Genomic DNA, 24,064 nt, shown 5'->3' with positions numbered 1-24,064 from the left:
GCCCCGGAGTGTCCCGGGGCGGGTGGTGCCGGTCAGTCGGTGCGGACCTCGGCGCCGTCCTGGCTCCAGCGGGTGTGGAACTTGCCGTCGGCGTCGATGCGCTCGTACGTGTGCGCGCCGAAGTAGTCGCGCAGGCCCTGGATCAGGTTCGCCGGGCCCCGCTCGCGGCGGTAGCCGTCGTAGTAGGACAGGCTGGACGAGAACGCCGGGATCGCGACGCCGTTCTCGGTCGCGGTCACCACGACCCGCCGCCACGCGTCCTGCGCCGCGCCGACGGCCTCGGTGAAGTACGGGACCATCAGCAGGTTGTCGAGGTCCGGGTGGGTCTCGTAGGCCTCGGTGATCCGGTTGAGGAACTGCGCGCGGATGATGCAGCCGCCGCGCCAGATCCGGGCCATCGCACCCAGGTCGAGGTCCCAGCCGTTCGCCTGCGACGCGGCCCGCATCTGCGCGAAGCCCTGCGCGTAGGCGACCACCTTCGACGCGTAGAGCGCCTGGCGGACGTCCTCGACCAGCTGGTCGACGTTCGCGGTGCGCTGCTGCGCCGGCCCGGCCAGCGTCGTAGACGCGGCCTTCCGCTCGTCACGCAGCGCCGACAGCGTCCGGGCGAACACGGCCTCGGTGATGCCGGTCAGCGGGACGCCGAGGTCGAGCGCGTCGATCGCCGTCCACCGGCCGGTGCCCTTCTGCTCGGCCTGGTCGGTGATGACGTCGACCAGCGGCGTGCCGGTCTTCTCGTCGGTCTTCGCGAGCACGATGCCGGTGATCTCGATGAGGAACGACTCGAGGTCACCGGTGTTCCACTGCTCGACGATCTTCCCGATCTCCGGCGCCGAGAGCCCGCCGACGTGACTGAGCAGGTCGTAGGCCTCGGCGATGAGCTGGATGTCGGCGTACTCGATGCCGTTGTGCACCATCTTGACGTAGTGCCCGGCCCCGCCCGGCCCGACGTGCGTGCAGCACGGGGTGCCGTCGACCTCGGCGGCGATCGCGGTGAGGATCTCGGAGACCTCGCCGTAGGCCTCCACCGGCCCGCCGGGCATGATGCTCGGCCCGTTGAGGGCGCCCTCCTCGCCACCGGAGACGCCGATCCCCATGAACCGCAGCCCGCGCTCGGCGCAGTAGGCGGCGCGGCGGTCGGTGTCGGGGAAGTGCGAGTTGCCGGCGTCGATGATGATGTCGCCGGAGTCGAGCAGCGGCGCGAGCTCGTCGATGACGGCGTCCACCGGCTTGCCGGCCTTCACCATGACGACGATCTTGCGCGGCGTCTCCAGCGCGTCGACGAACTCCTGCAGCGACTCGGCACCGGTGAAGGAGCCCTCGTGGCCGTAGTCCTTCATGAACTCGGTGGTCTTCGACGTGGTGCGGTTGTGCACCGCCACCCCGAACCCGCGGCGGGCCATGTTGCGGGCGAGGTTCGCCCCCATCACCGCCAGCCCGGTGACCCCGATCCGGCTCTTCTCCGCCATCGAACTCCTCCGTCTCGCTCTGCCGTGTGCGTGCGTCGCGCGCGATACCCCCGCGCGAGCCGCGGACCGGGCCCCATCCTGGCCCTTCCGGTGTCCGCCGCGCGCGGTGCGCCCGCTGTCCCCTTGGTCACGGCGGTCATCGGCCGCGGAGGAACTCCAGCAGGAGCCGGCCCGCCTCCTCCGGTGCCTCCTGCGGGATCCAGTGCCCGGCGCCCTCGACGAGCGCGAACCGGAAGTCCTCGACGAACTCCGACGAGCGCCGCATCTGCCCCTCGGTCAGCGCCATGTCCCCGTCGCTCCACACCCCGAGGACCGGGACCCGGATCGGTGGCACCTGCGGGATCTCGGTGGCCACGAACGTCGCCGGGTCCACGTTGGCGCGGTACCACTCCAGCGACGCGGTCAGCGCCCCCGGCCGGGACAGGTCGGCGATCTGCTGCCCGGGCAGCGGGTGCCCCTCCGGGAACGACGCCTGGGCCCAGGCCCGCAGGAACTGCCAGTCGTGCGCGGGCAGCACCTCCTCGGCGACGCCCGGGAACTGGAACCACAGCATGTACCAGGACATCGCCTTCTGCCCGAACCCGGCCGTCGCGAACGCGGCGGGGTTCCCGACGGAGAACGCGGCGTAGCGGGTCACCCGGTCCGAGGCGAGCGTCAGCGTCCACCCCAGCACCGCGCCCCAGTCGTGCCCGGCGAGGGCGAAGCGGTCGATCCCGAGCGCGTCGGCGACGCCGAGGACGTCCGCCCGGAGCGCCTTCATCCGGTAGTGCTCGGTCCCCTCCGGCCGGTCCGACTCGCCGAACCCGCGCAGGTCGGGCACGACGACCCGGTAGCCGGCCGCCGCGAGGACCTCGGCCTGGGGCTCCCACAGCGTCGCCCGGTCCGGCCAGCCGTGCAGCAGGACGACGGCCTCGCCCGGCCCGCCGGTGTCGTGCACCGACAGGGTGGTCTCGGGCCGGGTCGAGCCGGGGACGGTGATCCGCTGCGGTGCGGGGAGGGCCATGCGTCGCTCCTGGTGGATGTCCGGGACCTGTCCCCCGCACGCTAGGCGGTGATCGCCGGCGCGGGGCACCGCGGCCGGATCCCGGTTCGTGGGACCGCCCCGGCGCGGGGTGCCGGGCCGATCGAGAATGGGCCCATGGCCCGCAGCGACGCGATCGGACCGCCGGGTGCGGGCGGACAGGCCGACGACAGCGGCGCGGAGGGCGGGCGCAGCGGGCTGGTCGGCACGATCGGGCTGGTCGGCGGCGTCGTCGGCGGTCTGATCGGCGGCGGGAGCGGGGTGCTGTTCGTCCCGGCGCTCGACCGGTTCACCCGGATGTCGCGGGCCCGGATCCACGGCACGTCGACGATCGCCAACATCGGCGTGTGCGTCGCGGGGGCCGCCGCCTACGCGGCCGGTGGCGGGGTGCTGGACCTGCGGGCCGGCGTCGGACTGATCATCGGCGGCACGGTCGGCGGGCTGGTCGGGCCGGCGCTGCTGGCGCGGGCGTCGGAGACCCTGCTGCGCGTGCTGCTGATCGGGATCCTGCTGCTCACGGCCGTGAAGCTCACCGTCGACGCGCTCGCGCTCCCCCTGTTCGACGGTGCGCTCGTGCCGCAGGAGCTGATCGACGACCCGTGGTTCCTGTACCCGGTGACGACGGCCGTCGGGCTGGTCATCGGCGCGTGGGCCGGGGCGATGGGGCTCGGCGGCGGGCTGCTCGCGGTGCCCGCGATGGTGCTGCTGTTCGGGACCGACCTGCACGTCGCCGCGGGGACGTCGCTCCTGATGTTCATCCCGAACTCGATCGTCGGCACGGTCGTGCACCTGCGCCAGGGGACGGCGTCGGGCCGGTGGGGGCGGCTGCTCGCGGTGACGGCGGCCCCGGGGACGGTCGCTGGGGCGGCGCTGGGGCTGTCGCTCGACGCCGTCGTGCTCGGGCTGGTGTTCGGGACGTTCGCGACGGCGATGGCGGTCCGGGAGATCGTCCAGCTGCTGCGCACACGTGCATGAGGGGTCGCGGAGGCGCTACCATGAGGGGTGCGACGCGACGCGACGAAGAGCTCGTCGCGTCGCGCTTTCAGCATACCACGGATGGGAAGAGTGTGAACAGAGCCCTCGCCGACCAGGAACTGACCGCGGAGACCGGGCAGGTCCGCGCACTGCACGCACTGCTCGCCACCGAGCTCGCGGACGCGACGGGCCGCGCACGCGGCGGCGAGGCCGCACCGACCGGTGAGGAGCTCAGCGCCCGCTGGGAGCGGGACGTCTCGGTGCACCGCTGGTCGGAGCGGGTCACGGCGCTCAAGGCCGCCCGAGCGGGGCTGTGCTTCGGGCGCCTCGACCACACCGGCGGGGAGGCGACCTACGTCGGCCGGATCGGGCTCACCGACCCGGCCGACGGGGAGAGCGCGCTGGTCGACTGGCGGGCGCCGGCGGCCCGGCCGTTCTACTGCGCCACCCCCGTCACCCCGCTCGGGGTGACCCGGCGGCGGCATTTCCGCATCGCCGGTACCGCCCCCGACGAGCGCGTCGCGTCGTACCACGACGACGTCCTGGACCGCTCGGCCCTGGCCGGGACCGACGCCCGGTCGGCGTCGGACCCGGCGCTGCTCGCCGCACTGAACGCGCCCCGCGGATCGCAGATGCGCGACATCGTGACGACCATCCAGGCCGAGCAGGACGAGATCATCCGGCTCCCGCTGGCGGGCACCGCGGTGATCGAGGGCGGCCCGGGCACCGGCAAGACCGCCGTCGCGCTGCACCGGGTCGCCTACCTGCTCTACGCGCACCGCGACCGGCTGGCCCGCAGCGGTGTGCTCGTCGTCGGGCCGAGCGCCGGGTTCGTGCACTACGTCGGAGGGGTGCTCCCGGCGCTGGGTGAGTCGGCCGTGGTGTTCACGACGCCCGGCCGGCTGCGGCACGGCGTCGTCGCGGGCGCCCTCGACCCGCCGGAGGTCGCGCGCACCAAGGGCGACCTCGCGATGGTGGACGTGCTGCGCCGCGCGGTCGCCGACCGGCAGGAGCTGCCGGGCGGCCGGATCGCGATCGAGCTCGACGACGTCACCGTCGAGATCGACGACGCCCTGGTCGCGGAGGCCCGGCGGCGGGCACGGGCCACCGGGTCGGCCCACAACGTCGCCCGCGTGACGTTCCGCGACGCGCTCGGCGGCCTGCTCGTCGACCAGGGCCTGGAGGCACTCGGCGCGAGCCTGGAGGACCCGCCCGAGGTCGCCGAGCTCCTCGCCGGGCTCGGCGACCTGCCGGAGATCGAGCCGGCCGGCGCGGCGGAGGTGTCGGCGGAGATGCGGCAGGGGCTGCGCGCGAACCTGCGCTCGGAGCCCGGCTTCCACGCGGCCGTCGAGCAGCTCTGGCCGGTGCTGACACCGGAGCGGGCGCTCGCCGACCTCTACGCGTCGCGGCGGCGCCTCGCGGCGGCGGCCGGCGGGACCGACCTCACCGGCCTGCACCGCGCCGCGGGCGCACCGTGGACGGTGGCCGACGCACCGCTGCTCGACGAGCTCGCCGAGCTGCTCGGGGACCCGCCCGGCGCGGCGGCCACCGCCGAGGAGCCGGACGGGCGCTACGCGGCCGACGTCCTGTCCATCCTGGAGTCCGCCGACCGCGACCTCGCCGGTGAGGACGCCGACGAGCTGCGCCCGACCGACTTCGTGACCTCCGACGTCCTGGCCGGACGGCACGTGGCCGGGATCGGTGGGACGGTCGCCGAGCGGGCCGCGGCCGACCGGGACTGGCGGTTCGGGCACCTCGTCGTCGACGAGGCGCAGGAACTGTCCGCGATGGACTAGCACGTCCTGCTGCGCCGGTGCCCGTCGCGCTCGATCACCGCGGTCGGCGACCTCGCCCAGCGCAGCGCACCCGCCGGGGCCCGCAGCTGGACCGACGTGCTCGCCCCGCACCTCGACGACCGGTGGACGCACCGCACGCTCACGGTGAACTACCGGACCCCCACCGAGATCATGGACCCGGCGGCCGAGGTCCTGGCGTCGTTCGCGCCCGGGCACCGGCCACCGGACTCGGTGCGGGAGACCGGCGAGCACCCGTGGGACCGCACGGTCCCCGCGGCCGGCCTCGCCGACGCGGTGCGGGAGGCGGTCGAGGCCGAGGCGGCCCGGCTCGACGACGGGACCGTCGCGGTGATCGCCGCCGACACCACCGGCCTCGACGATCTCCCGGCTCACGTGCACACACCGGTGTCGGCGAAGGGCCTGGAGTTCGACGCCGTCGTGATCGTCGACCCGGAGCGCGTCCGGGCCGGGAACCCGGCCGATCTCTACGTGTCGATGACCCGGGCGACCCGGCGGCTCGGACTGCTGCGCCCGGCGGACTGAGCGGCCCGGGCCGGGCGGCGGAGGATCAGAACGCGGGCCAGGGGATCGCCGGCCCGAACCCGTCCGGCCCGGGGAAGTGCGGCTCGGCGAGGAGGTGGTCGATGCGGGAGCGCAGCGCGGCCACCTCCCGCCGGGTGACGTGCTCCCCCAGCGTGTCGGCGAAGTCCCCGGCGAGACGGGACCGCAGCTCCTTGAGCTGCGCGGTGCGCTCCTCGCCGATGCCGTCGCCGATCCAGCCCCACAGCACCGTCCGCAGCTTGGGCTCGGTGTGCAGGGTGAGACCGTGGTCGACGCCGTAGACGCCGCCGTCACCGGCGACGATGACGTGCCCGCCCTTGCGGTCGGCGTTGTTCACGACGACGTCGAACACCGCCATCGCGCGCAGCTGCCGGTGGTCGGCGTGCACGAGGACGACCGGGTCACCGGCGCCGTCACGGGCACGCAGCACCGGCAGCCAGCCGCCCGGCACGTCGCCGGGCTCGCACAGCTCCACCAGCGACTCCGACGCCAGGTGGAGGGTCTGCTCGTCGAGCTCCCCGTCGAGCTCGTCGCCCTCCGAGCCCGGGTCGGTCAGCGCGCTCTCGTCGCCGGACGACACCCAGGCCTGCACCATTCCCGGCCCGAACGGGGCCTCCTCCCGGAGCACCGTCGGCGGCACGACGTTCAGCCCGGAGACCTCGGACACCAGGTAGGCGCCGACCTCGCGCCCGGCGAGCGTGCCGTCCGGGAAGTCCCAGAGCGGGCGCTCCCCGCGGACCGGCTTGTAGACGCAGCGCAGCTCGGTCCCGTCGAGCGTGACGGTGCCGAAGAGGGTGGCGTTGGACGCGTCGACCATCCGTCCGGTGACCTCGAGCCGCCCCCGGTCGAGGATCTCGAGCACGGCCGGGTCGCGGAGTCCGGGAGCCGGGCTCACTCGACCCTGCTCACTCGGAGGACCCGGCCACGGGGTTGCGGTCGTGGTAGCCGTTCAGCCGGACGCAGACGTGCCCCTCGGGGTCGAGCGGCTCGGCACACAGCGGGCACGGCGCGCGACCCGCGCCGACGACCTTCTCGGCCCGGTCGGCGAACGCCTTCGCCGCGTTCGGCGAGAGGAACACGCGCAACGCGTCCGGCCCCTCCTCGGTGTCGTCGAGGACGACCGACTCGTCGATCTCCTCCTCCGACACCGCGAGGAGCTCGACGACGATCGAGCTGGAGTCCGCGTCCCACCCCAGGCCCATCGTGCCGACCCGGAACTCCTCCTCGAGCGGGACGTTCAACGGGTCGTTGTCGGAGCCCGGCGTCTCGTCGCCCTCGGGGAGGTTCTCCTCGCCGAAGCGCTTGGACACCTCGCCGAGCAGCCCGGTGATCCGCTCCGCCAGCACCGAGACCTGCTGTTTCTCGAGCAGCACGCTGATCGTGCGCGAGCTCTCGATCGCCTGCAGGTAGAAAGCGCGGTCGCCGGGTTCACCGACGGTGCCGGCCACGAAGCGGTCCGGGCGGCGGAAGACGTGGATGACGCGTGCCATGACCCTTCCCAGGGTAGGCGAGACGGGAACCGGGGGCATCCCCACCGTCGGCCGACAACGCTGTCACCAGGAACGATGGGAGAAGGATCACCTTACCTCACGCGTTGGTCGCGCCTCCGACCACCGCGTCCGACGACGGCTTCTCCTCCGCCGGCCTGGGGATCAGGCTCGCCACGTCGCCGGACTGCTCGTTCATCCGCGCGACGAACGGGCGCAGCTGGGTGTAGGCGACGACGCTCACCGAGCAGGTGTCGACGACGATCCGCTGGAAGTTGTCGAGGTGGCAGGCGAGCGCGTCGGCCAGGACCGCCTTGATGACGTCGCCGTGGCTGCACGCGAGCACGATGGCGTCGTCGCCGTGCTCGGCGCGCACCCGCGCGACGTGCCTGCGGACGCCCGCGACCGCCCTGGCCTGCATGCCGGCGAGTGACTCGCCGTCCGGGAACACCGCCGCCGACGGGTGGGCCTGGACGACCCTCCACAGGTCCTCCGAGGTCAGCTCGGAGATCTTCCGGCCGGTCCACGAGCCGTAGTCGACCTCGGCCAGGTCGTCCTCGACGACGGGCTCCAGCCCGCGGGCGGCCGCCAGCGGCGCCACGGTCTCCCGGCAGCGGCTCAGCGGCGAGGTGACCACGGAGGCGATCGGCAGGTCGGCGAGCCGGTCGACGACCTTCGCGGCCTGCTCGCGGCCACGGTCGTCGAGCTCGACCCCGGGGGTGCGCCCGGCCAGCACCCCGGCGGTGTTCGCCGTGGAGCGCCCGTGCCGCAGCAGGATCAAGGTCGTCACGCGGGCGAGGCTACGTGACGTGCGCGGACCGGGGCGGGAGCCCCGGGCCCGCTCAGGTCGCGGAGACCGCCCCGATCGCCAGCGCCGCCAGCAGGGCGACGCCCAGCGCGATCCGGTACGCCACGAAGACGTAGACGGTGTTGTTCTGCACGAACCGCAGCAGCCACGCGATGACCGCGTAGCCGACGACGAAGGCGATCACGACGGCGACGACCATCTGGGCCGCCGACGGTCCGTCGCCCGCGAACACGTCGGGCAGCGTGAACAGGCCCGCACCGAACACCGACGGGATCGCCAGCAGGAACGAGTACCGGACGACCGCCGGCCGGGTCAGGCCGAGCGCCAGTCCCGCGGTGATCGTGCCCCCGGACCGGGACACCCCCGGGACCAGCGCCATGGCCTGCGCGAACCCGAGCACGATGCCGTCCCGCCAGGTGATCTTCTCGATCGGTTTGCGCTGCTTCCCGAACCGTTCGGCCAGGCCGAGCAGGATCCCGAAGACGACCAGCATCGTCGCGACCAGCCACAGGTTCCGTGCCACGGTCTCGACCTGGTCCTTGAGCAGCACGCCCAGGACGGCGATCGGGATCGAGCCGACGATCACCAGCCAGGCCAGCCGGTAGTCGTCGGTCTGGCGGACCTCGGCGTCGCGGAACCCGCGGAGCCAGGTGACGAACAGCCGCCACAGGTCCTTCGCGAAGTACACGATCACCGCGGCCTCGGTCCCCAGCTGGGTCACCGCGGTGAAGGCGGCCCCGGGGTCACTGTTGAAGAACACCTCGGACGTGATCCGGAGGTGCCCGGACGACGACACGGGCAGGAACTCGGTGAGTCCCTGGATGAGGCCGAGGACGATCACCTCGAGCCAGCTCATCGGCGCCCCCGGACGAGGGGCACCGGCTGCAGTGCGGCCTGATCGGTCACAGGCCGTCACCGTACGCGTGGAGACGGGGGTCACTACGCGCGCCCTCGACGGTGGCGGGGGTGAACCCGCCTAGGCTCGGGGACCGTGCTGAGCAGACCGATGGGCGCCAGCGGCCTGGAGGTGTCCCGGGTCGGGCTGGGCACGATGACGTGGGGCGAGGACACCTCGCCCGCGGAGGCGGCGGAGCAGCTGCGGGTCTTCGTCGACGCCGGCGGCACCCTCGTCGAGACCGCCGACGACTACGGCGGCGGCGCGGCCCAGCAGGTGCTCGGCGGGCTGCTGCGCCGGACGGTCCCCCGGGACGACCTCGTGATCGCCGGGCGGGGCAGCACGGCCGGCACGGCGGGGCCGGGCGGGCGGGCGTCCCGGGCCACGCTGCTGCGCTCGCTGGACACGACCCTGCGCCGGCTCGGCGTCGACCATCTCGACCTGTGGCAGTTCCCCGGCTGGGACCCGCACGTCCCGCTGGACGAGATGCTGTCCGCGGTGCAGGTGGCGGTCTACTCGGGCCGGGTCCGCTACGCCGGGCTGGTCGCCCCGCAGGGCTGGCAGCTCGCCACGGTGGCCGGTGCCGCGGCGGGCGGGCCGGACCCGGCCGTGTGCCGGCCGGTGTCGACCCAGGTGGAGTACTCGCTGCTGGCGCGGGAGCCGGAGGCGGAGCTGCTGCCCGCGGCCCGGCACCACGGCCTGGGGATCCTCGCGTGGGCCCCGCTGGGCCGCGGGGTGCTGACCGGCAAGTACACCGACGGCACCCCGGCCGACTCGCGCGGCGCGAGCACGCTGCTGGCCTCCTACGTCGAGGCCCGCCGCACCGAGCACTCCGCGCGGATCGTGCAGTCGGTGCTGACCGCGGCCGACGGGCTCGGGACGTCCCCGCTCGTCGTCGCCCTGACCTGGGTGCGCGACCGGACCGGGGTGGCGAGCGCCGTCGTCGGTGCGCGGGACGCGGCGCAGCTGCTGGCCTCGCTCGCGGCGGAGGACGTGACCCTGCCCGCCGAGATCCGGACCGCACTCGACGACGTGAGCGACCCCGTCCGGTGACGTGACGCGGCCCGCAGGCCCCGGGGATGCGGGACGTTCGTGGTGGCCGGGGACCGAGCTGCATGCCTATCGTGGTCACGCCAGCACCACCCGCCGTTCACCCGGCGGGCGGCGCCGTGACAGCGCGACCGGGAGGCACGGATGGCGGAGAGCGGACCGGAGGAGTCGGCAGCCGAAGGGAATCGGTTCGCCGGGACTCGGGACGGCGAGGGCTGGATCGACGACCGGTACGAGTACCGCCCCGTGCGGATCGACGGCGACGTCCCCCGGTTGACGGCCGCGGTCCGGCTCGCCATCCAGGCCGAGTTCTCCGGCTGGGAGCTCTCCCGGCTGCGCCTCTACCCGGGCGGGGTGCGCAAGGTGGTCCTCCGGCGGAGGATCAGCCACGCGCACGGGCTCCTGCCCGAGCCGACGTTCTGAGCCTCAGCCGCCGTACGGCACCGTGATGATCTCCAGCAGGTGCCCGGACGGGTCCTCGAAGTAGATCCCGCGCCCGCCGTCGTTCGTGTTGACCTCGCCCGGACGGGACCGGCCCGGGTCCGCCCAGTACTGCTGGCCGCGGTCCCGGATCCGGCCGAACGCGGCGTCGAACTCCGCGTCGGAGACCAGGAACGCGTAGTGCTGGGAGACGACGTCGGCGCCCGGGCCGGCGTCGAGGTAGTCGAGGCTCACGCCGTTCGCGGTCTCGACGACCTGGAACGGGCCGAACGGCTGCGGCTCCGGCAGCGCGAGTACCTCGGCCAGGTACGCGGCACCGGCCCGCTTGTCGTGCGAGTGGACGATGGTGTGGTTCAGCTGTGCCATGCCGGAGAGCCTGCGACCTGAACCTCGGTCGAGGTCAAGGGGCCGTTCCCCGGCGGGTCCCGCTCAGTGGTCCTGCCAGCCGATCTCCGGGGGCTTCCCCGCGCCCTTCGGGCTCGGCACCCCGCGGAACCCGTACGGCGCAGGCTCCCGCCCCGGCTGCACGAACCAGCACTCCCCCGGCTCGCCCCGCTCGAGGATGTCCTCGATCCCGCCCGCGACGTCGTCCGCGGTCAGCATCGGGAACTCCCCGAACCGGTCGCGCACCCGCGCGATCAGCGGGGTGTCGGCGAAGCCGGGGCAGACCGCGTTCACCCGGATCCCCTCCGGCGCGAGCGTCGGCGCGGCGGACCGGACGTAGCCGACGACGGCGTGCTTCGTCGCCGTGTACAGCGCGTCGCCGGGCATCCCGACCAGCCCCGCCAGCGACGACGTCGCCACCACGTGCCCGCCGCCCGCCCGGCGCAGCGCCGGGACGGCCGCGGCCAGCCCGAACACGACGTGGTCGAGGTTGACCCCGAGGATGCGCCGGTAGTCGTCCAGGTCGAGGTCCTCGATGCCGGACTGGCCCGCGGTCACACCGGCGTTGAGGAGGACGACGTCGAGCCGGCCGAACCGGTCCTCCGCCGCGGCGACGGCGGCCGGCATCGCCCCGGGATCGGTGACGTCCGCGCCGATCGCCAGGCCGTCCGACCGGCCGGCGACGGCCGCGGCCGCGTCGGCGTCCCGGTCCACCACGACGATCCGTGCCCCCGCCGCCACCAGCCGGTCCACCGCCGCCGCACCGATGCCCGACGCGCCGCCGGTGACCAGGGCGACCCTGCCCGAAAGATCCATGACGGCCACCCTGCCCCATGCGGACCACCCGCCGGAAGCGGCCCGGCCTCGTCGTCCGGGCGGGAGCGTCCTGCGATCGTGCGGGGATGGAGGACCACGCGATCGCGGACGACGGCACCACCCTGCACGTCGAGTGGACGGGCACCGGCCCCGTCGTGCTCCTGCTCCAGGGCGGGATCTCCGAGGCGTCCGCCACCACGCGGCTGGCCGCCGAGCTGGCGGACACCTTCACGGTGGTCTCCTACGACCGGCGCGGGCTGGGCAGGAGCCCGGCCCCGGTCCCCGGCGAGCCACCCCCGGACGCCCTCCACCGGCACGCGCTCGACGCGGCAGCCGTGCTCCGGCGGTTCACCGACCGGCCCGCGTCCGTCGTCGGGGCGAGCATCGGCGCGGTCGTCGCGCTGCAGCTCGCCGTCGAGGAGCCGGACCTCGTCGGCACGGCCGTCGTCCACGAGCCACCGCTGCCCGCCGTCGTCCACGACGCGGAGCGCGAGGCCGGGCTGGACCACGTCGCGGAGCTCGCCCGGACCGACGTCGTGGCCGCGATCGGCGCAATGGGCCGGCTCGTCGCCGACAGGAGCGATCCCGAGCCCGGCGCCGGGGCGCCCCGGCCGGCCGGCGATCTCCACGCCGGGCTGCGGTGGTTCTTCGCGCACGACTTCCCGGCGGTGCGCGCCAACCCGCTCGACGCCACACGCCTCCGTTCCGTGCCCGTCACGTTCGTCCCGTCCGTGGGCGCGGACGTGCCCGGCGGCTGGGACCGACGCTGCGCGGAGGCACTCGCGGCCGCACTCGGACGGCCGGCGGTGCCGATGCCCGGCGGGCACGGCGCCCTCACGACCCATCCGCGAGGGGCGGCCCGGCAGCTGCGCCGGATCCTGACACCGTGACCGCGGAGGCGGCGCTCCCCCTCAGACCGTTCTGAGGAAGCGGTCCAGCACCCGGGTGCCGAAGGTCAGCGCGTCCACCGGGACACGCTCGTCGATGCCGTGGAACAGCGACGCGAAGTCCAGCTCCGGGGGCAGCCGCAGCGGGGCGAAGCCGTAGCACTTCATCCCCAGCGTCGAGAACGCCTTCGCGTCGGTCCCGCCGGACAGCATGTACGGGACGATCTCCGCGGCCGGGTCCTCGGTGCGCAGCGCCGCCTGCATCGCGTCGGTCAGGGCACCCTCGAACGGCGTCTCGACGGCGGGCAGGTCGGTGACCCACTCCCGCTCGACGTCCGGCCCGAGCAGCTCGTCGACCTCGCGCAGGAACTCCTCCTCGCGCCCCGGCAGCACCCGGCAGTCGACGACCGCCTCCGCCGTCGACGGGATGACGTTCGCCTTGTACCCGGCGTTCAGCATCGTCGGGTTCGCGGTGTCCCGGACGGTCGCCCCGATGATCCGCGCGATCGGGCCGAGCTTGGCCAGGGCACCCTCGAGGTCGTCCTCCGGGTACTCGACGCCGGTCAGCTCGGTCATCCGGTCCAGGAACGCCTGCACGGTGTCGGTGATCGTCAGCGGGAACGTGTGGTTCCCGAGCCGGGCCACGGCCTCCGACAGGATGGTGACGGCGTTGTCGTCGTGCAGGAACGAGCCGTGCCCCGGCTTACCCTTGGCCCGCAGCCGCATCCAGGCGATGCCCTTCTCCGCGGACTCGATCAGGTAGGCGCGCTGGTCCCCGCCCAGGGTCAGCGAGAACCCGCCGACCTCGCCGACGGCCTCGGTGCACCCGGCGAACAGGTCCGGCCGGTGCTCCACCAGCCACTGCGCGCCCCACTTGCCGCCGGCCTCCTCGTCGGCGACGAACGCCCACACGATGTCCCGCGGCGGGACGACGCCCTCACGCTTGAAACGGCGCGCGACCGCCAGCATCATCGCGTCCATGTCCTTCATGTCGACGGCGCCGCGGCCCCAGACGTAGCCGTCCTGCACCGCCCCGGAGAACGGGTGCACCGACCACTCGCTCGCGTCCGCCGGGACGACGTCGAGGTGCCCGTGCATCAGCAGCGCGCCCCGCGACCGGTCGGCGCCCTCCAGACGGGCGATCACGTTCATCCGCTTCGGCATGCCGGACTCGACCAGCTCGACGTCGTAGCCGACCTCGCGCAGCTTCTCCGCGACGTAGTCGGCGGCCTCGGCCTCACCGGCCAGGGTCTCGGGGTCCGCGGTGTTCGTCGTGTCGATCCGGATCAGCTCGGAACACAGCTGGACGACCTCCGCCTCGGCACTGCTGGGGCTCTCGTCCTGTGAAGCGGTCATGGGCGCCTTCCTACCACCGCGCACCGGGGCCGACCTGCCGAGACCCGGGGTGGACACCCGGGCGCAGACCGCCCGGAGGGCTCGGCTATGCTTCTCCCCGACGCGATCGAGAGATCGTGGCGTCCGAGTGGCGGAATGGCAGACGCGCTAGCTTGAGGTGCTAGTCCCCGTATTAGGGGGTGGGGGTTCAAGTCCCCCCTCGGACACCAGAAAGACCAACGAGAGCGGGGCGTCGAACAGACGGCCCGCTTCTTTTCCTGTCAGCCCCTTGCGCGCAGCCCCACAGAACCTGGGTACGGATCTCCCGGGCGAGACGGGTCAGGGTCGGAGCCGCCCCCGAGCGCGGCGACGCCGTTGATCACCCACGCCGGGTCGAACCCGGCGACGATCTCCGCACCCGATCCGGACGGCACCGGTCGCGGTACTCCGATGTCACCGGTGACCGGGTCGAGGAAGAGCGCACCGGACTCCGCGAGCCGGTCCAGCGTGACCGGCCACGCTGGGTGCCCCCACAGCCGGTCATTCAGCATCGGCACGGCCAGGATCGGTGTTCCCGCGCCGAGTGCGTCGCACAACGTCCCGGTGACGTGGGTGTCCATGATCCCGGCCGCGATCTTGTTCGCGGTGTTGAACGTCAGCGGGAACGTCACGACCCGCTTCGGCCGCGCGCCACGTCGCTGTTCGGACGCGTGACGCGGCCGGGTCGCGACGGGGTGCGCCGCCGCCTCGGCGAGCACGTCCGGCTCGATCCACCCGGTCGCGGCCTCGGTGACACCGACGGCCAGGGACCAGCCGTCGGCCGCCAGGGCCCGCGCGACGTCGGCCGCGCGCCTCGCCAGCGGAGCTCCGCAGACCACGAGACCCAACGGTGCCGTCATGATCCTCAGTGCAGCACATGTGCCCGGATCACCGACACCTACGGAGCGATTTCTGTCGCTGTAACCAGATCGGACGAGATATCGCGCGACTTCATCAGCACGAGGATTACCCACCCGTTGCGATGGCCTCAGAACGCAGGACGCCCTCTTGATCCACGTCGTCATGCCCGAGTTGCGATGAGGATGACCCCGCCCCCGAATGTTGCCGGTGTAGCTCGCGGGATCTCCGCAGTCGACATTTCGTGAAACTCGTGTTCGACCCGGCAGCACTGTGGAGAACTTGACGAATGACGCGGCTTCTTTCGAGAGTGTGACTCCGGCGCGACTGCGGCAGGCATACTCAGATCGGCAGTGGCCGCACGAACAGAAGACGGTGAGTATTTCTCGTGTCGAGAAACGAACGCCTCACGGCGTTGATGACCGATGCAGGTTTCCTCGATCGCAGCCGCACCATCGGACGCAAGCGGATCGCCCGCGCCGTCAACGAGACCCAGGCAGCCCGCACCGCAGGCCGCAGCTACAACCACACCTACGTCAGCCGTTGGTTCAACGGAGTCACTCCACGCGACGAAGCGACACGTGACGCCATCCGCGATGCTCTCAGCGCCCGTCTCGGTCGCACGGTCGCCCCGGACGAACTCGGCTTCCGTTCCACGGCCGGCGTCTCGCCCGATATCGGTCTGCGCTACCCCACCGGCCCAGAGGACGGCGTCACCACTACGGCACAGCTCCTCGACGCCGACCTATCCGGCTTCATCCAGCTCACCAGTGCGGGAGCGAATTTCGCCGCATGGAATGACGCCTCCCTCTCCTGGTTGGTCGGCAGCCGACAAAGCCTCGACCGCCCGGACGACACCCGCCGCATCGGCTCGTCGGATGTGGATCGACTTCGTGCAGTACGTCGGACCTTCGACCACCTGGACGGCACGTTCGGCGGGGCGCACGCACGGGCTGCCCTCGTGCAGTACCTCCGAACCGATCTCCCCCGACTTCTACGCGCTGACGCGCGGAGTGCGGTCCGGGATTCGCTGTGGTCCGCAGCTGGAGAGTTGACGCAGCTCGCCGCGTGGATGTCCTACGACGCAGGCCTGCACGGGCTCGCACAGCGCTACTTCATCCAGGCTCTCGGCCTCGCCGACGCGGGCCGGGACGGACTCCTCGCCGCGAGCATCCTCGACGCGATGAGCCATCAGGCGAACTTCCTCGGCCGGTACCGCGAGGCCGCAAACATGGCGCGAGCCGCCCAGCTGGGAACCGGGAGCCGCGCCGACCCGGTCCTCACCGCACACTTCCACCTCATGGAGGCCCGGGCCCTGGCCCGGACCGGCGATGCGACAGCCTGCGATCGCGCGATGGACGCCACCATAGAACATTTCGGGCGACGCTCACTCGGCGAAGGTCCGGAATGGATCAGCTACTTCGACGAGTCCGAACTGGCCGCGGAACTCGGGCATTGCCATCGGGACCTCGACCGACCGGTGCACGCGATCGAACAAGCGTCGCGGGCCCTCGACTCCGCTTCCGGCGACTACGCACGGAGCCGCTTCTTCGTCACTATGGTCCTGGCAGATGCTCACCTCGATCATGGCGACGTCGAGGAAGGGTGCCGGATCGCGGAAGAGGCGATCGTCGACGGCGAGAGTGTGGACTCGGTGCGCTGCGACTCCTATGTCACCGAGTTCCGCGAGCGTCTCACCCCGCACGCCACCAGCGGTCCGGCTCGTGAGCTGGCCGAGCGGGTGCGGGCATCCCGGATCTGGTCGCCTGCCGGCGCCGTAACCGTCAGTACGCGCCCCAGTCACGCCGGCTCGCACCGGTCCGGAGCGCCGTGATGCGCTTCTCCGCCTCCACAGCAGTGGCCACAGATTCGCCGGCCTTGCGCCCGAGCCAGGTGGTCATAGCGATCTCTCGCATGTCCGCGAGCTCCGCGTACCCTTCCCAATCGGTCAGGTCGTAGCCGTAGACCCGGACGAACTCCCGGTACTCGTCGGCTGTGTGCCAGCCGAGCCGATCGAAGAACAGCGCCGTCTGGACCAGGTCCCACTCGCGCGGCCCGACAGCGAAGCTGTCCAGGTCGATCAGCACCGGGCGACCGTCGTCGCTCCGAAGGACGTTGCCGACGTTCGCGTCGCCATGGACGACACCCGACGGGAGCAGGAACGGGAGCTCCGGGAACGTCACCCGCGCCCAGCGGATCCGCTCCTTCAGGAAGTTGCGATTCGCCGGTGACAGATGTCGCAGGTCAGGGAGTTCGTCGCCCATCCCCCCGAACGGACGCAGCGGCGGGAACGAGATGTCGTCCGGCGGCTCGAGTTCGTGCAGCTCCCGGATCAGCCCAGCGACGTCACCGATGGGCGCGTAGACCTCGCCCTGGCACACGGAACGCCAGAGCGTGACGGCCAGCCCGACGCCGTCGATCGGCTGCTCGACTGGCAGGGCGCGCATCGCCGGGTAGCCGACACGTTCCAGCCACCGCGCGACGTGGACCTGACGCACGACGTCGTCCCACGCTCGCCGATCAGTTGCTACCCGTCCGATCAGGTCCGTGCCGATCCGGAACACCGCATTCGAGCCAATACGGATCGTCTCCACCGATTCGACGTGGATTCCCACCTGGCGGCACGCGGCGCTGAGTGACGAGCGCGCGTCAGCCTCGACGAAGGACACGCCCCACCCTAGCTTTCAGCCGAACCGCCCTGTTCACAGCACGGAGGGCGCAGGTACCCAAGGGCAGGTCATCCGTTCCGACACGGATTCCACCGTCCATGTGTGCCCCCGACTGCGCCCTTCCGACCTCAGCCCTCGCTCCCGAGGCTTGCTCATCACGAGCGAACCGGCGCCACAGATGTGCCTGCCGAACCGCTCCCCAGCCTTCAGATCAGCGACGAGGTAGCGATTCAGATGCATGTCCGCGGGAAGTGCTACGCCTGTGGCGAAGCGGTCGACATTCTCCTGCCCTCTGCGATTCCGTCGTTCTGCGACCGTCGGAGATGCCGGCTCATCAAGAACCGGGAGCGCCTCATCGTCACTCAGCTCCTGGAGCGTGACCGCTGGTCGCACACGTCGGGAATCGTGCAGTTTGCCGATCTGAGTCCGGCAGCAGTTCACGATGTGCTGGCCCGCCTGTATCGACGCGGGTGGCTCGAAGTGCGTGTCATCTCGACACACCCGTCGCAAGCCGGACCCCGCCGGGAATACCGCCTCACCGACGCCGGCACATCTGCCGCGCCGGCAGCACTCGGCATATCCAGCGGGCCGCACCGGAGATGAGCGACGGACCGACATCGGGAGTTTCCGACCCACTCACTCCATCACCCCAGCGGCGCGCCACTACGCACCGTCCTCGACAGTCTCCGAATCTGCCCTTGCCGAGCCGGGAGAGTACGAATCCCACACCTCGAACCAGGGGTGCCGAGCTGATCGCCACCGCCGCGCACCTGCACGTGGCGAACACCGCTCCGGAAGGCGTCATCTGAGATCATTCGGGCCTGATCCGACAGGCGCTCTCCTGCGCCGTCCGGTCCCTGTCCACGGTCCCCCGGTGGGAGTGAGATCGTCCACCTCGACGGCACGTCCGCAGAGCGGCGGACAACCTGGCCGGGCATCACGACCGGGGACTGTCCGAGCCCCTCTCGGGGGCAGGGCCGGTCGACTCACGCACGACAAGAGTCGGCGGTCGAATCTCCGCCGCCGGAGCGTGGTCCTCGTCGAGGAGACCGAGCACGGCGCTGGCTGCGGATCGACCCGTTCCGTCGAGGTCCTGGCGGATCGTGGTCAGCGCCGGATGGAGCAGCGCTGCGATCGGGAGGTCGTCGTACCCGACGACGGAGAGCCGGCCCGGGACATCCACGCCCGAGCGGCGCGCGGCGCTGATCCCGGCCGCGGCCATCATGTCGTTCGCGAAGAGGATTGCCGTCGGTGCGTCGGGCGTGCCGAGCAGCGTCTCGACTGCGGTGATCGCTCCCGCAGCGGTGAAGTCGGCGACGATCGCCTGTCCGAGAGGTACGCCCTGCGCTGCGAGTGTCTCGGTGACCACGGCGAGCCGTGCACCGGTGTGTACGCGATCCTGAGGGCCGGAGACGTAGGCGATCTGCCGATGGCCCAGTTCGAGTAGGTGGGTCGCCGCCTCGCGGAGCGCATTGTGCCGTCCCTCGGCCGCCACCCACGGGATGGGCGCCGGTGATCGTGGCGTGCCGATGAGGACGGCGGGCAGACCCAGCTCACGCAGGAGAGCGAACCGCGGATCGCGGGTCCTGCTCTCGGTCAGGATCACTCCGTCCACCCGGCGCTCCGCCGCCAGTCGTCGGTAGACCTGCGACTCCGCGGCCGTATCGCTGCCCACGAACTGCAGCAACAGGCCGTACCCCGCCGGGGCGAGCACCTGCTCGACCCCTGAGATCAGCTCGGAGTAGTATGGATCGGCACTGAGGAGATCCGGTGTACGCCGGGCGACGATGCCGATCGTCCGGGACCGAGCACCGCGAAGTGCGACCGCCGAGGCCGACGGTGCCCACCCCAACGTGCGCGCAGCGTCAGCGATCCGGCTCTGCGTCGCGTCCGAGATACGCCCCTTGCCGTTGACCGCCTTCGACACGGTGGCCGTGGAGACCCCGGCGAGACGGGCGACGTCGACGATCGTCGCCCGCTTCCCCTCGGACGGACCCTCCATGATCGACAACTCCCCTCGCCAGGCGATCGTACGCGGCGGTCACAGGGTATTTCCGCAGCGTGCACCTCCCCGAGCCACGGGTGCGGTTACATACATGGCCGAGAAAGTCAACAGTCGACTCCTCACAGGGTAAACGTTATACCTGTCCGGTCGGCGATGACGACGAAGGGAACCATCGATGCGACGTAACGCACGACGACTGGCCGGCGACGGCGGGCAGCCTCGGCTGTGGCTGGGGGTGAACTACTGGTCGCGTCAGGGCGGCCCGTTCATGTGGCGGGACTACGACGGCGAGTTCGTCGCCACCGAACTGCGGCAGCTGCGCGAGCACGGCATCACGCTCACCCGCAGCTTCCTGTTCTGGCCCGACGTGATGCCGGCGGAGTCGACGCTCGACGAGGCGATCCTGGCGCACTACGACGACTTCCTCGAGCGGCACCGGGCACTCGGGATGACGACCATCCCGACGTTCATCGTCGGCCACATGTCCGGGCAGAACTGGGCCCCGTCCTGGCGGCGGGGACGCGACGTGTTCACCGACGCGAGCTTCGTCGAACAGCAGCGGTGGTACGTGCGTCAGCTCGCCGGCCGCTGGAGGGACCATCCCGCGATCGCCGGGTGGTTGCTGAGCAACGAGATCCCGATCTATGCGGACCCTCGCAGCGGCGGTGTGGGCACTCTCGACTCGGACTCGGTCACCGCATGGGCCCGCGACCTCATCGGCGAGATCCGCGACGCCGGAGCACCCCAGCCGGTGTCGGTCGGCGACGGCGGCTGGGGTATCGAGGTCACCGGCTGCGACAACGGCTTCCGCCTCCGCGAGCTCGCGTCGTCGGTCGACTTCCACGGCCCGCACGTGTACGCATCGGCGAACGACCAGGTGCGCCAGCACCTCCATGCCGCGTTCGTGTGCGAGCTGCTCGACATCGGCGGGTTGCCGGTGGTGATGGAGGAGTTCGGGGTCACCGACGAGTACGTCTCGGAGGTCAACGCCGCCCACTTCTACCGCCAGTTCCTGCACACCACGCTCCTGGCCGGGGCGACGGGCTGGATCCCGTGGAACAACACCGACTACGACGACCTGGCCGACCGGGAACCCTACGTACACCATCCCTTCGAGATGCACTTCGGACTGACCGACAGGAACGGCCGGCCGAAGGCTCAGCTGGCCGAGGTCCGGGCGTTCTCCGAGGTTCTCCGGCGCACCGACGCGGCACGTCTGCAGAGGCCGGACACCGACATCGCGGTCGTGGTGTCCTCGTTCCTCGAAGCCGAGTACCCGTTCACCGTGCCCGCGGACGCGTCCAGTGTGGTCGAGGCGACCAGGCAGGCCTACATCGCGAGCCGGGAGGCCGACCTGCCGGCCGGCCTCGCCCGTGAACTCGACGGGCTGCCCGATGACTGCCGGCTGTACGTGATCCCCTCCGCCAAACAGCTGCTGGGCCCCACCTGGAGCCGGCTCCGTGAGCTGGCCGACGCCGGCGCGACGGTCTACGCCTCGTACTTCGTCGGCGAGCACGGCAGCCAGCGCGGTTCCTGGTGGCCCTGTCTCGACGAGACGTTCGGGGTCCTCAAGCAGCTCCGCTACGGACTGGTGGATGCCATCGAGGACGACGAGGTGGAGTTCGTCATCCAGCGGCCCTTCGGCCATCTCTCCCCGGGCGACCGGCTGCGCTTCCGCGTGGGCGGACGGGGCGACTCGGCGGCCTTCCTCCCGGTGGAACCGGACGACGCCGAGGTGATCGCCGTCGACGGCCACGGCCCGCCGGCCCTGCTCCGCCACCGGGTCGGCCGCGGCGCACTGGTGCTGTGCACCTACCCCCTGGAACACCTCGCGGCCTGCACCCCCCACGCCAACCCCGAGGACACCTGGCAGGTCTACTCCGCGCTCGCCGCCGAGGCGGGAGTCACACCACCGGTGACCGTCGCGGACCCGAACGTGCTCGCCTCGGTCCTGGACCACGAGGACGGCCGGCGGTTCGCCTGGTTCGTCAACCAGTCGCCGGCCCCGGCATCGGTCACCCCCCTGCTGAACCAGGGCAAGCTCGCCGATCTCGACGGCGCACCGTGCACGGACGTCTCGCTCGACCCCTTCGGCGTCACCGTGTGCGAGATCTCTCCGTGACACCCCACGGCCGTGCGAGGGCGGCATCCGCTCGGCGTCGAGCGACGACTCGACGTCGAGCACGTGCACAGAACGATGCCTGACCAGCCCGATCGCCGGAGTGTGAGCGGCTCGGTGCCCTCGTCGCGGTGCTGGGCCGCCGCCCACGGTCGTCCGTGATCCCGTGTCCTCCGTCGAGGGCGGACTGCACAGCTCCGGTCGACACGCCGACCACCTCGGCAACGGCGGCGATGGTCAGCCGCCTCGCCGCCGTCGGCTCGAGCACGTCACCTGTCACCAACAATCAACGACGATCAGGACGGGCGCCGGTGACGGCCGTCGTGCCCGTTCGAGGGGAGAAGTCATGGCCGGTAGAGCCATCAGGAGACGTCGTCGTCTCCTCGTTGCCGGCGTACTCGTCACCGCGCTCACCGTGAGCGCATGCTCGGGCTCGGCCGGGCGCCCGACCTCGAACGGCACCATCATGACGGTGACCGCCGGCGCCTCCGGGGCGTACGTCGAGAACTTCAACCCCTTCGTACCCAGCCAGGCGCAACCGGGCATCGCCGGCACGGTCTTCGAGACGTTGAGCTTCTTCAACATGGCCGAACGAACGCCCCCGACGCCACAGCTGGCCACCGCGACCGAGTTCTCCGACGGCGGCAAGAAGCTCACCATCACCACCCGGCGAGGCGTCACCTGGCACGACGGGACACCGTTCAGTGCCGCCGACGTGGCCTTCACCTTCGACACCATCCGCAAGCGCCCGGAGTTGAACTCCAACGGGCTGACCATCAGTTCGGTCACGGCCACCGACGACGACACCGTGGTCATGACCTTCCCCGGCCCGGCGTACAGCGAGCTGTGGCGTATCGCGGGGCGCACACTGATCGCACCCGAGCATGTGTGGGCGAAGATCCCCGATCCGGCCAAGGAGCTGAATCCCGAGCCGATCGGGACGGGCCCGTTCACCCTCGCCTCGTTCACTCCGCAGACGTTCCTGCTCCGCAAGAACCCACGCTACTGGGAAAAAGGAAAACCGGCGATCGATGGCATGCGATTCATCTCCTTCAGCGACAACACCAGCGCCAATCAATCGCTGCTGGCCGAGCAGATCGACTGGGGCAGCACGTTCGTCCCCGACCCGCAGAAGAACTGGGTGTCCAAGGACCCGGCGACCCACCTGGTCCCCTCGACCGGCATCTACCAGACCTCGTTCGTGCCCAACACCACGACGTGACCCACCGACGACCTCGCGGTCCGCAGAGCGATCAATCTGGCGTTGGATCGCGAGCGGGTGGTGAAGACCGTCTACTTCGACGTGGCGAAGCCGGCCAGCCCCGAGATGTTCCAGACCCCTCGCGACGACGTCTACCGCACGCAGCAACCTGTCGTGCGCGACGTCGCCGGCGCCCGGGCCGCTCTGGAACAGGCCGGCTACACCCTGGGGGGCGACGGCATCTACGTCGAACGCACCGGGCGCCGACTCGCGATGACCGTGAAGGTCGTCGCCGGCTACACCGACTACATCCAGGCACTGCAATTGTTCCAGGGCCAGTTGCGCGACGCCGGAATCGCCCTCGACGTGCAGCAGGTGTCATCGGCCCAGTTCGGTTCCGACCGCGCCACCGGCGACTTCCAGCTGCTGATCGACGGGCTCGGCGGGCTGCCCGATCCCTACTCCCTCTACAAACAGCTCCTGTGGTCGGGTAACTCGGCACCGGTGGGCCGGCGCGTGGCGTCGAACTATTCGCGTTTCTCCGACCCGGCCGTGGACGCCGCCCTCGCGTCCATCGAGGGCACCGAGGACGAGCAGGCGCGGACCAGGTTCACCCACCAGATCTCCCGGGTCGTCCTCGACGAGCTACCCCTCATCCCGCTGTACCAGAACAGTCCGAACACCACATTCCTGGCCACGAAGGTCACCGGCTGGCCGACGGACGACAACCGGTACGCGGTGCCACGAGCGGACCTCTACCCGGATACCGGCATCATCGGTAAGATCGTCGTCCCGGTGCGGTAGGGGCCGACTCATGCGCTTTCTGGCAAAGAAGCTGTCCTTCTACCTGGCAGCACTGATCGCGGCGCTGTCGCTCAACTTCCTGATCCCCCGGCTCGCGCCGGGTAACCCGGTGGACGCGGTGCTGGCCCGCCAGTCCTCCATGGCTCCGGTCACGCCGGAGGCGCGGCGGTCGCTGGAACTGCTCCTCGGCGTCAGCGACGAGCCGCTTGGCGTGCAGTACCTGCGCTACTTCGGCCAGATCTTCAGCGGCGACCTGGGGCGCTCGGTGACGTTCTTCCCGACCCCGGTCGGCGACATCATCGGGCAGGCGATGCCGTGGACGGTCGGGCTGGTCGGCGTCGCGACGATCCTGTCGTTCACGCTCGGCATCGCCACGGGAACGGCCGCAGGTTGGTTCCGCGGCGGGATCGTCGACTCACTGGTGACCAGCTCGACGATGCTCGC

The 24,064-nt window shown here is 71.7% G+C and carries 21 protein-coding genes, 1 tRNA gene and 1 pseudogene; 10 read left to right on the top strand and 13 right to left on the bottom strand.

Translation table 11 applies throughout. The features are described 5' to 3' along the window. Positions 1–32 precede the first annotated feature (32 nt). Both gndA and Ae150APs1_RS22380 read right to left on the bottom strand, forming a co-directional pair. Positions 33–1,469 carry an NADP-dependent phosphogluconate dehydrogenase gene (gene gndA / locus Ae150APs1_RS22385; RefSeq protein ID WP_010227149.1) on the bottom strand — a complete coding sequence of 479 codons (1,437 nt, stop codon included), beginning with the start codon at positions 1,467–1,469 and terminating at the stop codon, positions 33–35. Positions 1,470–1,605: 136 nt separating this feature from the next. Then, a complete protein-coding gene (locus Ae150APs1_RS22380) occupies positions 1,606–2,472 on the bottom strand; it encodes an alpha/beta fold hydrolase (protein ID WP_075300111.1) in 867 nt (288 codons plus the stop codon). A gap of 135 nt (positions 2,473–2,607) precedes the next feature. Here Ae150APs1_RS22380 and Ae150APs1_RS22375 point away from each other — a divergent pair, with 135 nt between their 5' ends. From Ae150APs1_RS22375 to Ae150APs1_RS33880, 3 genes are all read left to right on the top strand, one after another. Then, positions 2,608–3,465: a sulfite exporter TauE/SafE family protein gene (locus tag Ae150APs1_RS22375; RefSeq protein WP_010227147.1), complete on the top strand. Its 858-nt coding sequence runs from the start codon at positions 2,608–2,610 to the stop codon at positions 3,463–3,465. Positions 3,466–3,557: 92 nt separating this feature from the next. Continuing rightward, positions 3,558–5,261, top strand: a complete 1,704-nt coding sequence (locus Ae150APs1_RS22370) for a UvrD-helicase domain-containing protein (RefSeq protein WP_249266439.1) — start codon at positions 3,558–3,560, stop codon at positions 5,259–5,261. A gap of 96 nt (positions 5,262–5,357) precedes the next feature. Then, entirely contained in the window at positions 5,358–5,804 is a 447-nt protein-coding gene (locus Ae150APs1_RS33880; protein ID WP_249266438.1) for an ATP-binding domain-containing protein, read from the top strand. A 25-nt stretch (positions 5,805–5,829) separates the two neighbouring features. Here Ae150APs1_RS33880 and Ae150APs1_RS22365 read toward each other — a convergent pair whose 3' ends face one another. The 4 genes from Ae150APs1_RS22365 to Ae150APs1_RS22350 all read right to left on the bottom strand — a co-directional run bounded on the left by Ae150APs1_RS22365 (position 5,830) and on the right by Ae150APs1_RS22350 (position 8,973). Further along, the gene (locus Ae150APs1_RS22365) at positions 5,830–6,717 is read right to left on the bottom strand and encodes an SCO1664 family protein (protein WP_075300109.1); all 888 of its coding nucleotides are present in this window, start codon (positions 6,715–6,717) and stop codon (positions 5,830–5,832) included. Positions 6,718–6,727: 10 nt separating this feature from the next. Further along, positions 6,728–7,312 carry a DUF3090 domain-containing protein gene (locus Ae150APs1_RS22360; RefSeq protein WP_075300107.1) on the bottom strand — a complete coding sequence of 195 codons (585 nt, stop codon included), beginning with the start codon at positions 7,310–7,312 and terminating at the stop codon, positions 6,728–6,730. 97 nt (positions 7,313–7,409) lie between these two features. Continuing rightward, complete coding sequence (locus Ae150APs1_RS22355; protein WP_075300105.1) at positions 7,410–8,099, bottom strand: histidine phosphatase family protein; 690 nt, start codon at positions 8,097–8,099, stop codon at positions 7,410–7,412. Between the two features lie 52 nt (positions 8,100–8,151). After that, a complete protein-coding gene (locus tag Ae150APs1_RS22350) occupies positions 8,152–8,973 on the bottom strand; it encodes an undecaprenyl-diphosphate phosphatase (protein WP_010227141.1) in 822 nt (273 codons plus the stop codon). Positions 8,974–9,108: 135 nt separating this feature from the next. Here Ae150APs1_RS22350 and Ae150APs1_RS22345 point away from each other — a divergent pair, with 135 nt between their 5' ends. After that, on the top strand, positions 9,109–10,065 hold the full coding sequence (locus Ae150APs1_RS22345) for an aldo/keto reductase (RefSeq protein ID WP_139317014.1): 957 nt from the start codon (positions 9,109–9,111) through the stop codon (positions 10,063–10,065). Positions 10,066–10,206: 141 nt separating this feature from the next. Further along, on the top strand, positions 10,207–10,485 hold the full coding sequence (locus tag Ae150APs1_RS22340; protein WP_075300103.1) for a DUF5703 family protein: 279 nt from the start codon (positions 10,207–10,209) through the stop codon (positions 10,483–10,485). Positions 10,486–10,488: 3 nt separating this feature from the next. Here the strand turns inward: Ae150APs1_RS22340 and Ae150APs1_RS22335 are convergent, their stop codons facing one another. Next, positions 10,489–10,869 carry a VOC family protein gene (locus Ae150APs1_RS22335; protein WP_010227135.1) on the bottom strand — a complete coding sequence of 127 codons (381 nt, stop codon included), beginning with the start codon at positions 10,867–10,869 and terminating at the stop codon, positions 10,489–10,491. A gap of 63 nt (positions 10,870–10,932) precedes the next feature. Beyond that, positions 10,933–11,703 (bottom strand): SDR family NAD(P)-dependent oxidoreductase, encoded by a 771-nt coding sequence (locus Ae150APs1_RS22330; RefSeq protein ID WP_033199097.1) that lies wholly within the window; start codon positions 11,701–11,703, stop codon positions 10,933–10,935. Between the two features lie 86 nt (positions 11,704–11,789). Here Ae150APs1_RS22330 and Ae150APs1_RS22325 point away from each other — a divergent pair, with 86 nt between their 5' ends. Next, a complete protein-coding gene (locus Ae150APs1_RS22325) occupies positions 11,790–12,593 on the top strand; it encodes an alpha/beta hydrolase (protein ID WP_075302424.1) in 804 nt (267 codons plus the stop codon). A gap of 21 nt (positions 12,594–12,614) precedes the next feature. On the opposite strand, the gene Ae150APs1_RS22320 is transcribed toward Ae150APs1_RS22325, so the two are convergent. After that, positions 12,615–13,946: a M20/M25/M40 family metallo-hydrolase gene (locus tag Ae150APs1_RS22320; RefSeq protein ID WP_075300101.1), complete on the bottom strand. Its 1,332-nt coding sequence runs from the start codon at positions 13,944–13,946 to the stop codon at positions 12,615–12,617. A 121-nt stretch (positions 13,947–14,067) separates the two neighbouring features. Here Ae150APs1_RS22320 and Ae150APs1_RS22315 point away from each other — a divergent pair. After that, positions 14,068–14,155: transfer RNA gene (locus tag Ae150APs1_RS22315), tRNA-Leu, on the top strand. 51 nt (positions 14,156–14,206) lie between these two features. Here Ae150APs1_RS22315 and Ae150APs1_RS22310 read toward each other — a convergent pair. Then, positions 14,207–14,824, bottom strand: coding sequence for a flavoprotein (locus Ae150APs1_RS22310; protein ID WP_170918118.1), 618 nt, complete (start codon positions 14,822–14,824; stop codon positions 14,207–14,209). Positions 14,825–15,210: 386 nt separating this feature from the next. On the opposite strand from Ae150APs1_RS22310, the gene Ae150APs1_RS22305 reads away from it, so the two are divergent. Then, entirely contained in the window at positions 15,211–16,656 is a 1,446-nt protein-coding gene (locus tag Ae150APs1_RS22305) for a hypothetical protein (RefSeq protein WP_075300097.1), read from the top strand. On the opposite strand, the gene Ae150APs1_RS22300 is transcribed toward Ae150APs1_RS22305, so the two are convergent. After that, on the bottom strand, positions 16,607–17,491 hold the full coding sequence (locus Ae150APs1_RS22300; RefSeq protein WP_075300095.1) for an aminoglycoside phosphotransferase family protein: 885 nt from the start codon (positions 17,489–17,491) through the stop codon (positions 16,607–16,609). The genes Ae150APs1_RS22305 and Ae150APs1_RS22300 overlap by 50 nt on opposite strands. Positions 17,492–18,428: 937 nt before the next feature. Next, positions 18,429–19,493, bottom strand: a complete 1,065-nt coding sequence (locus Ae150APs1_RS22295; RefSeq protein ID WP_075300093.1) for a LacI family DNA-binding transcriptional regulator — start codon at positions 19,491–19,493, stop codon at positions 18,429–18,431. 178 nt (positions 19,494–19,671) lie between these two features. On the opposite strand from Ae150APs1_RS22295, the gene Ae150APs1_RS22290 reads away from it, so the two are divergent. Beyond that, positions 19,672–21,618: a cellulase family glycosylhydrolase gene (locus Ae150APs1_RS22290; protein WP_075300091.1), complete on the top strand. Its 1,947-nt coding sequence runs from the start codon at positions 19,672–19,674 to the stop codon at positions 21,616–21,618. 343 nt (positions 21,619–21,961) lie between these two features. Further along, positions 21,962–23,620: pseudogene (locus Ae150APs1_RS33875) on the top strand (ABC transporter substrate-binding protein). A gap of 225 nt (positions 23,621–23,845) precedes the next feature. Here Ae150APs1_RS33875 and Ae150APs1_RS34405 read toward each other — a convergent pair. Next, positions 23,846–23,980, bottom strand: a complete 135-nt coding sequence (locus Ae150APs1_RS34405; RefSeq protein WP_256385546.1) for a hypothetical protein — start codon at positions 23,978–23,980, stop codon at positions 23,846–23,848. Positions 23,981–24,064 lie beyond the last annotated feature (84 nt).

It is taken from the genome of Pseudonocardia sp. Ae150A_Ps1 (genome assembly GCF_001932315.1).
Lineage (GTDB): Bacteria > Actinomycetota > Actinomycetes > Mycobacteriales > Pseudonocardiaceae > Pseudonocardia.
Note: the sequence above shows the minus strand (reverse complement) of the source record. Positions and strands in the feature narration are given on the sequence as shown.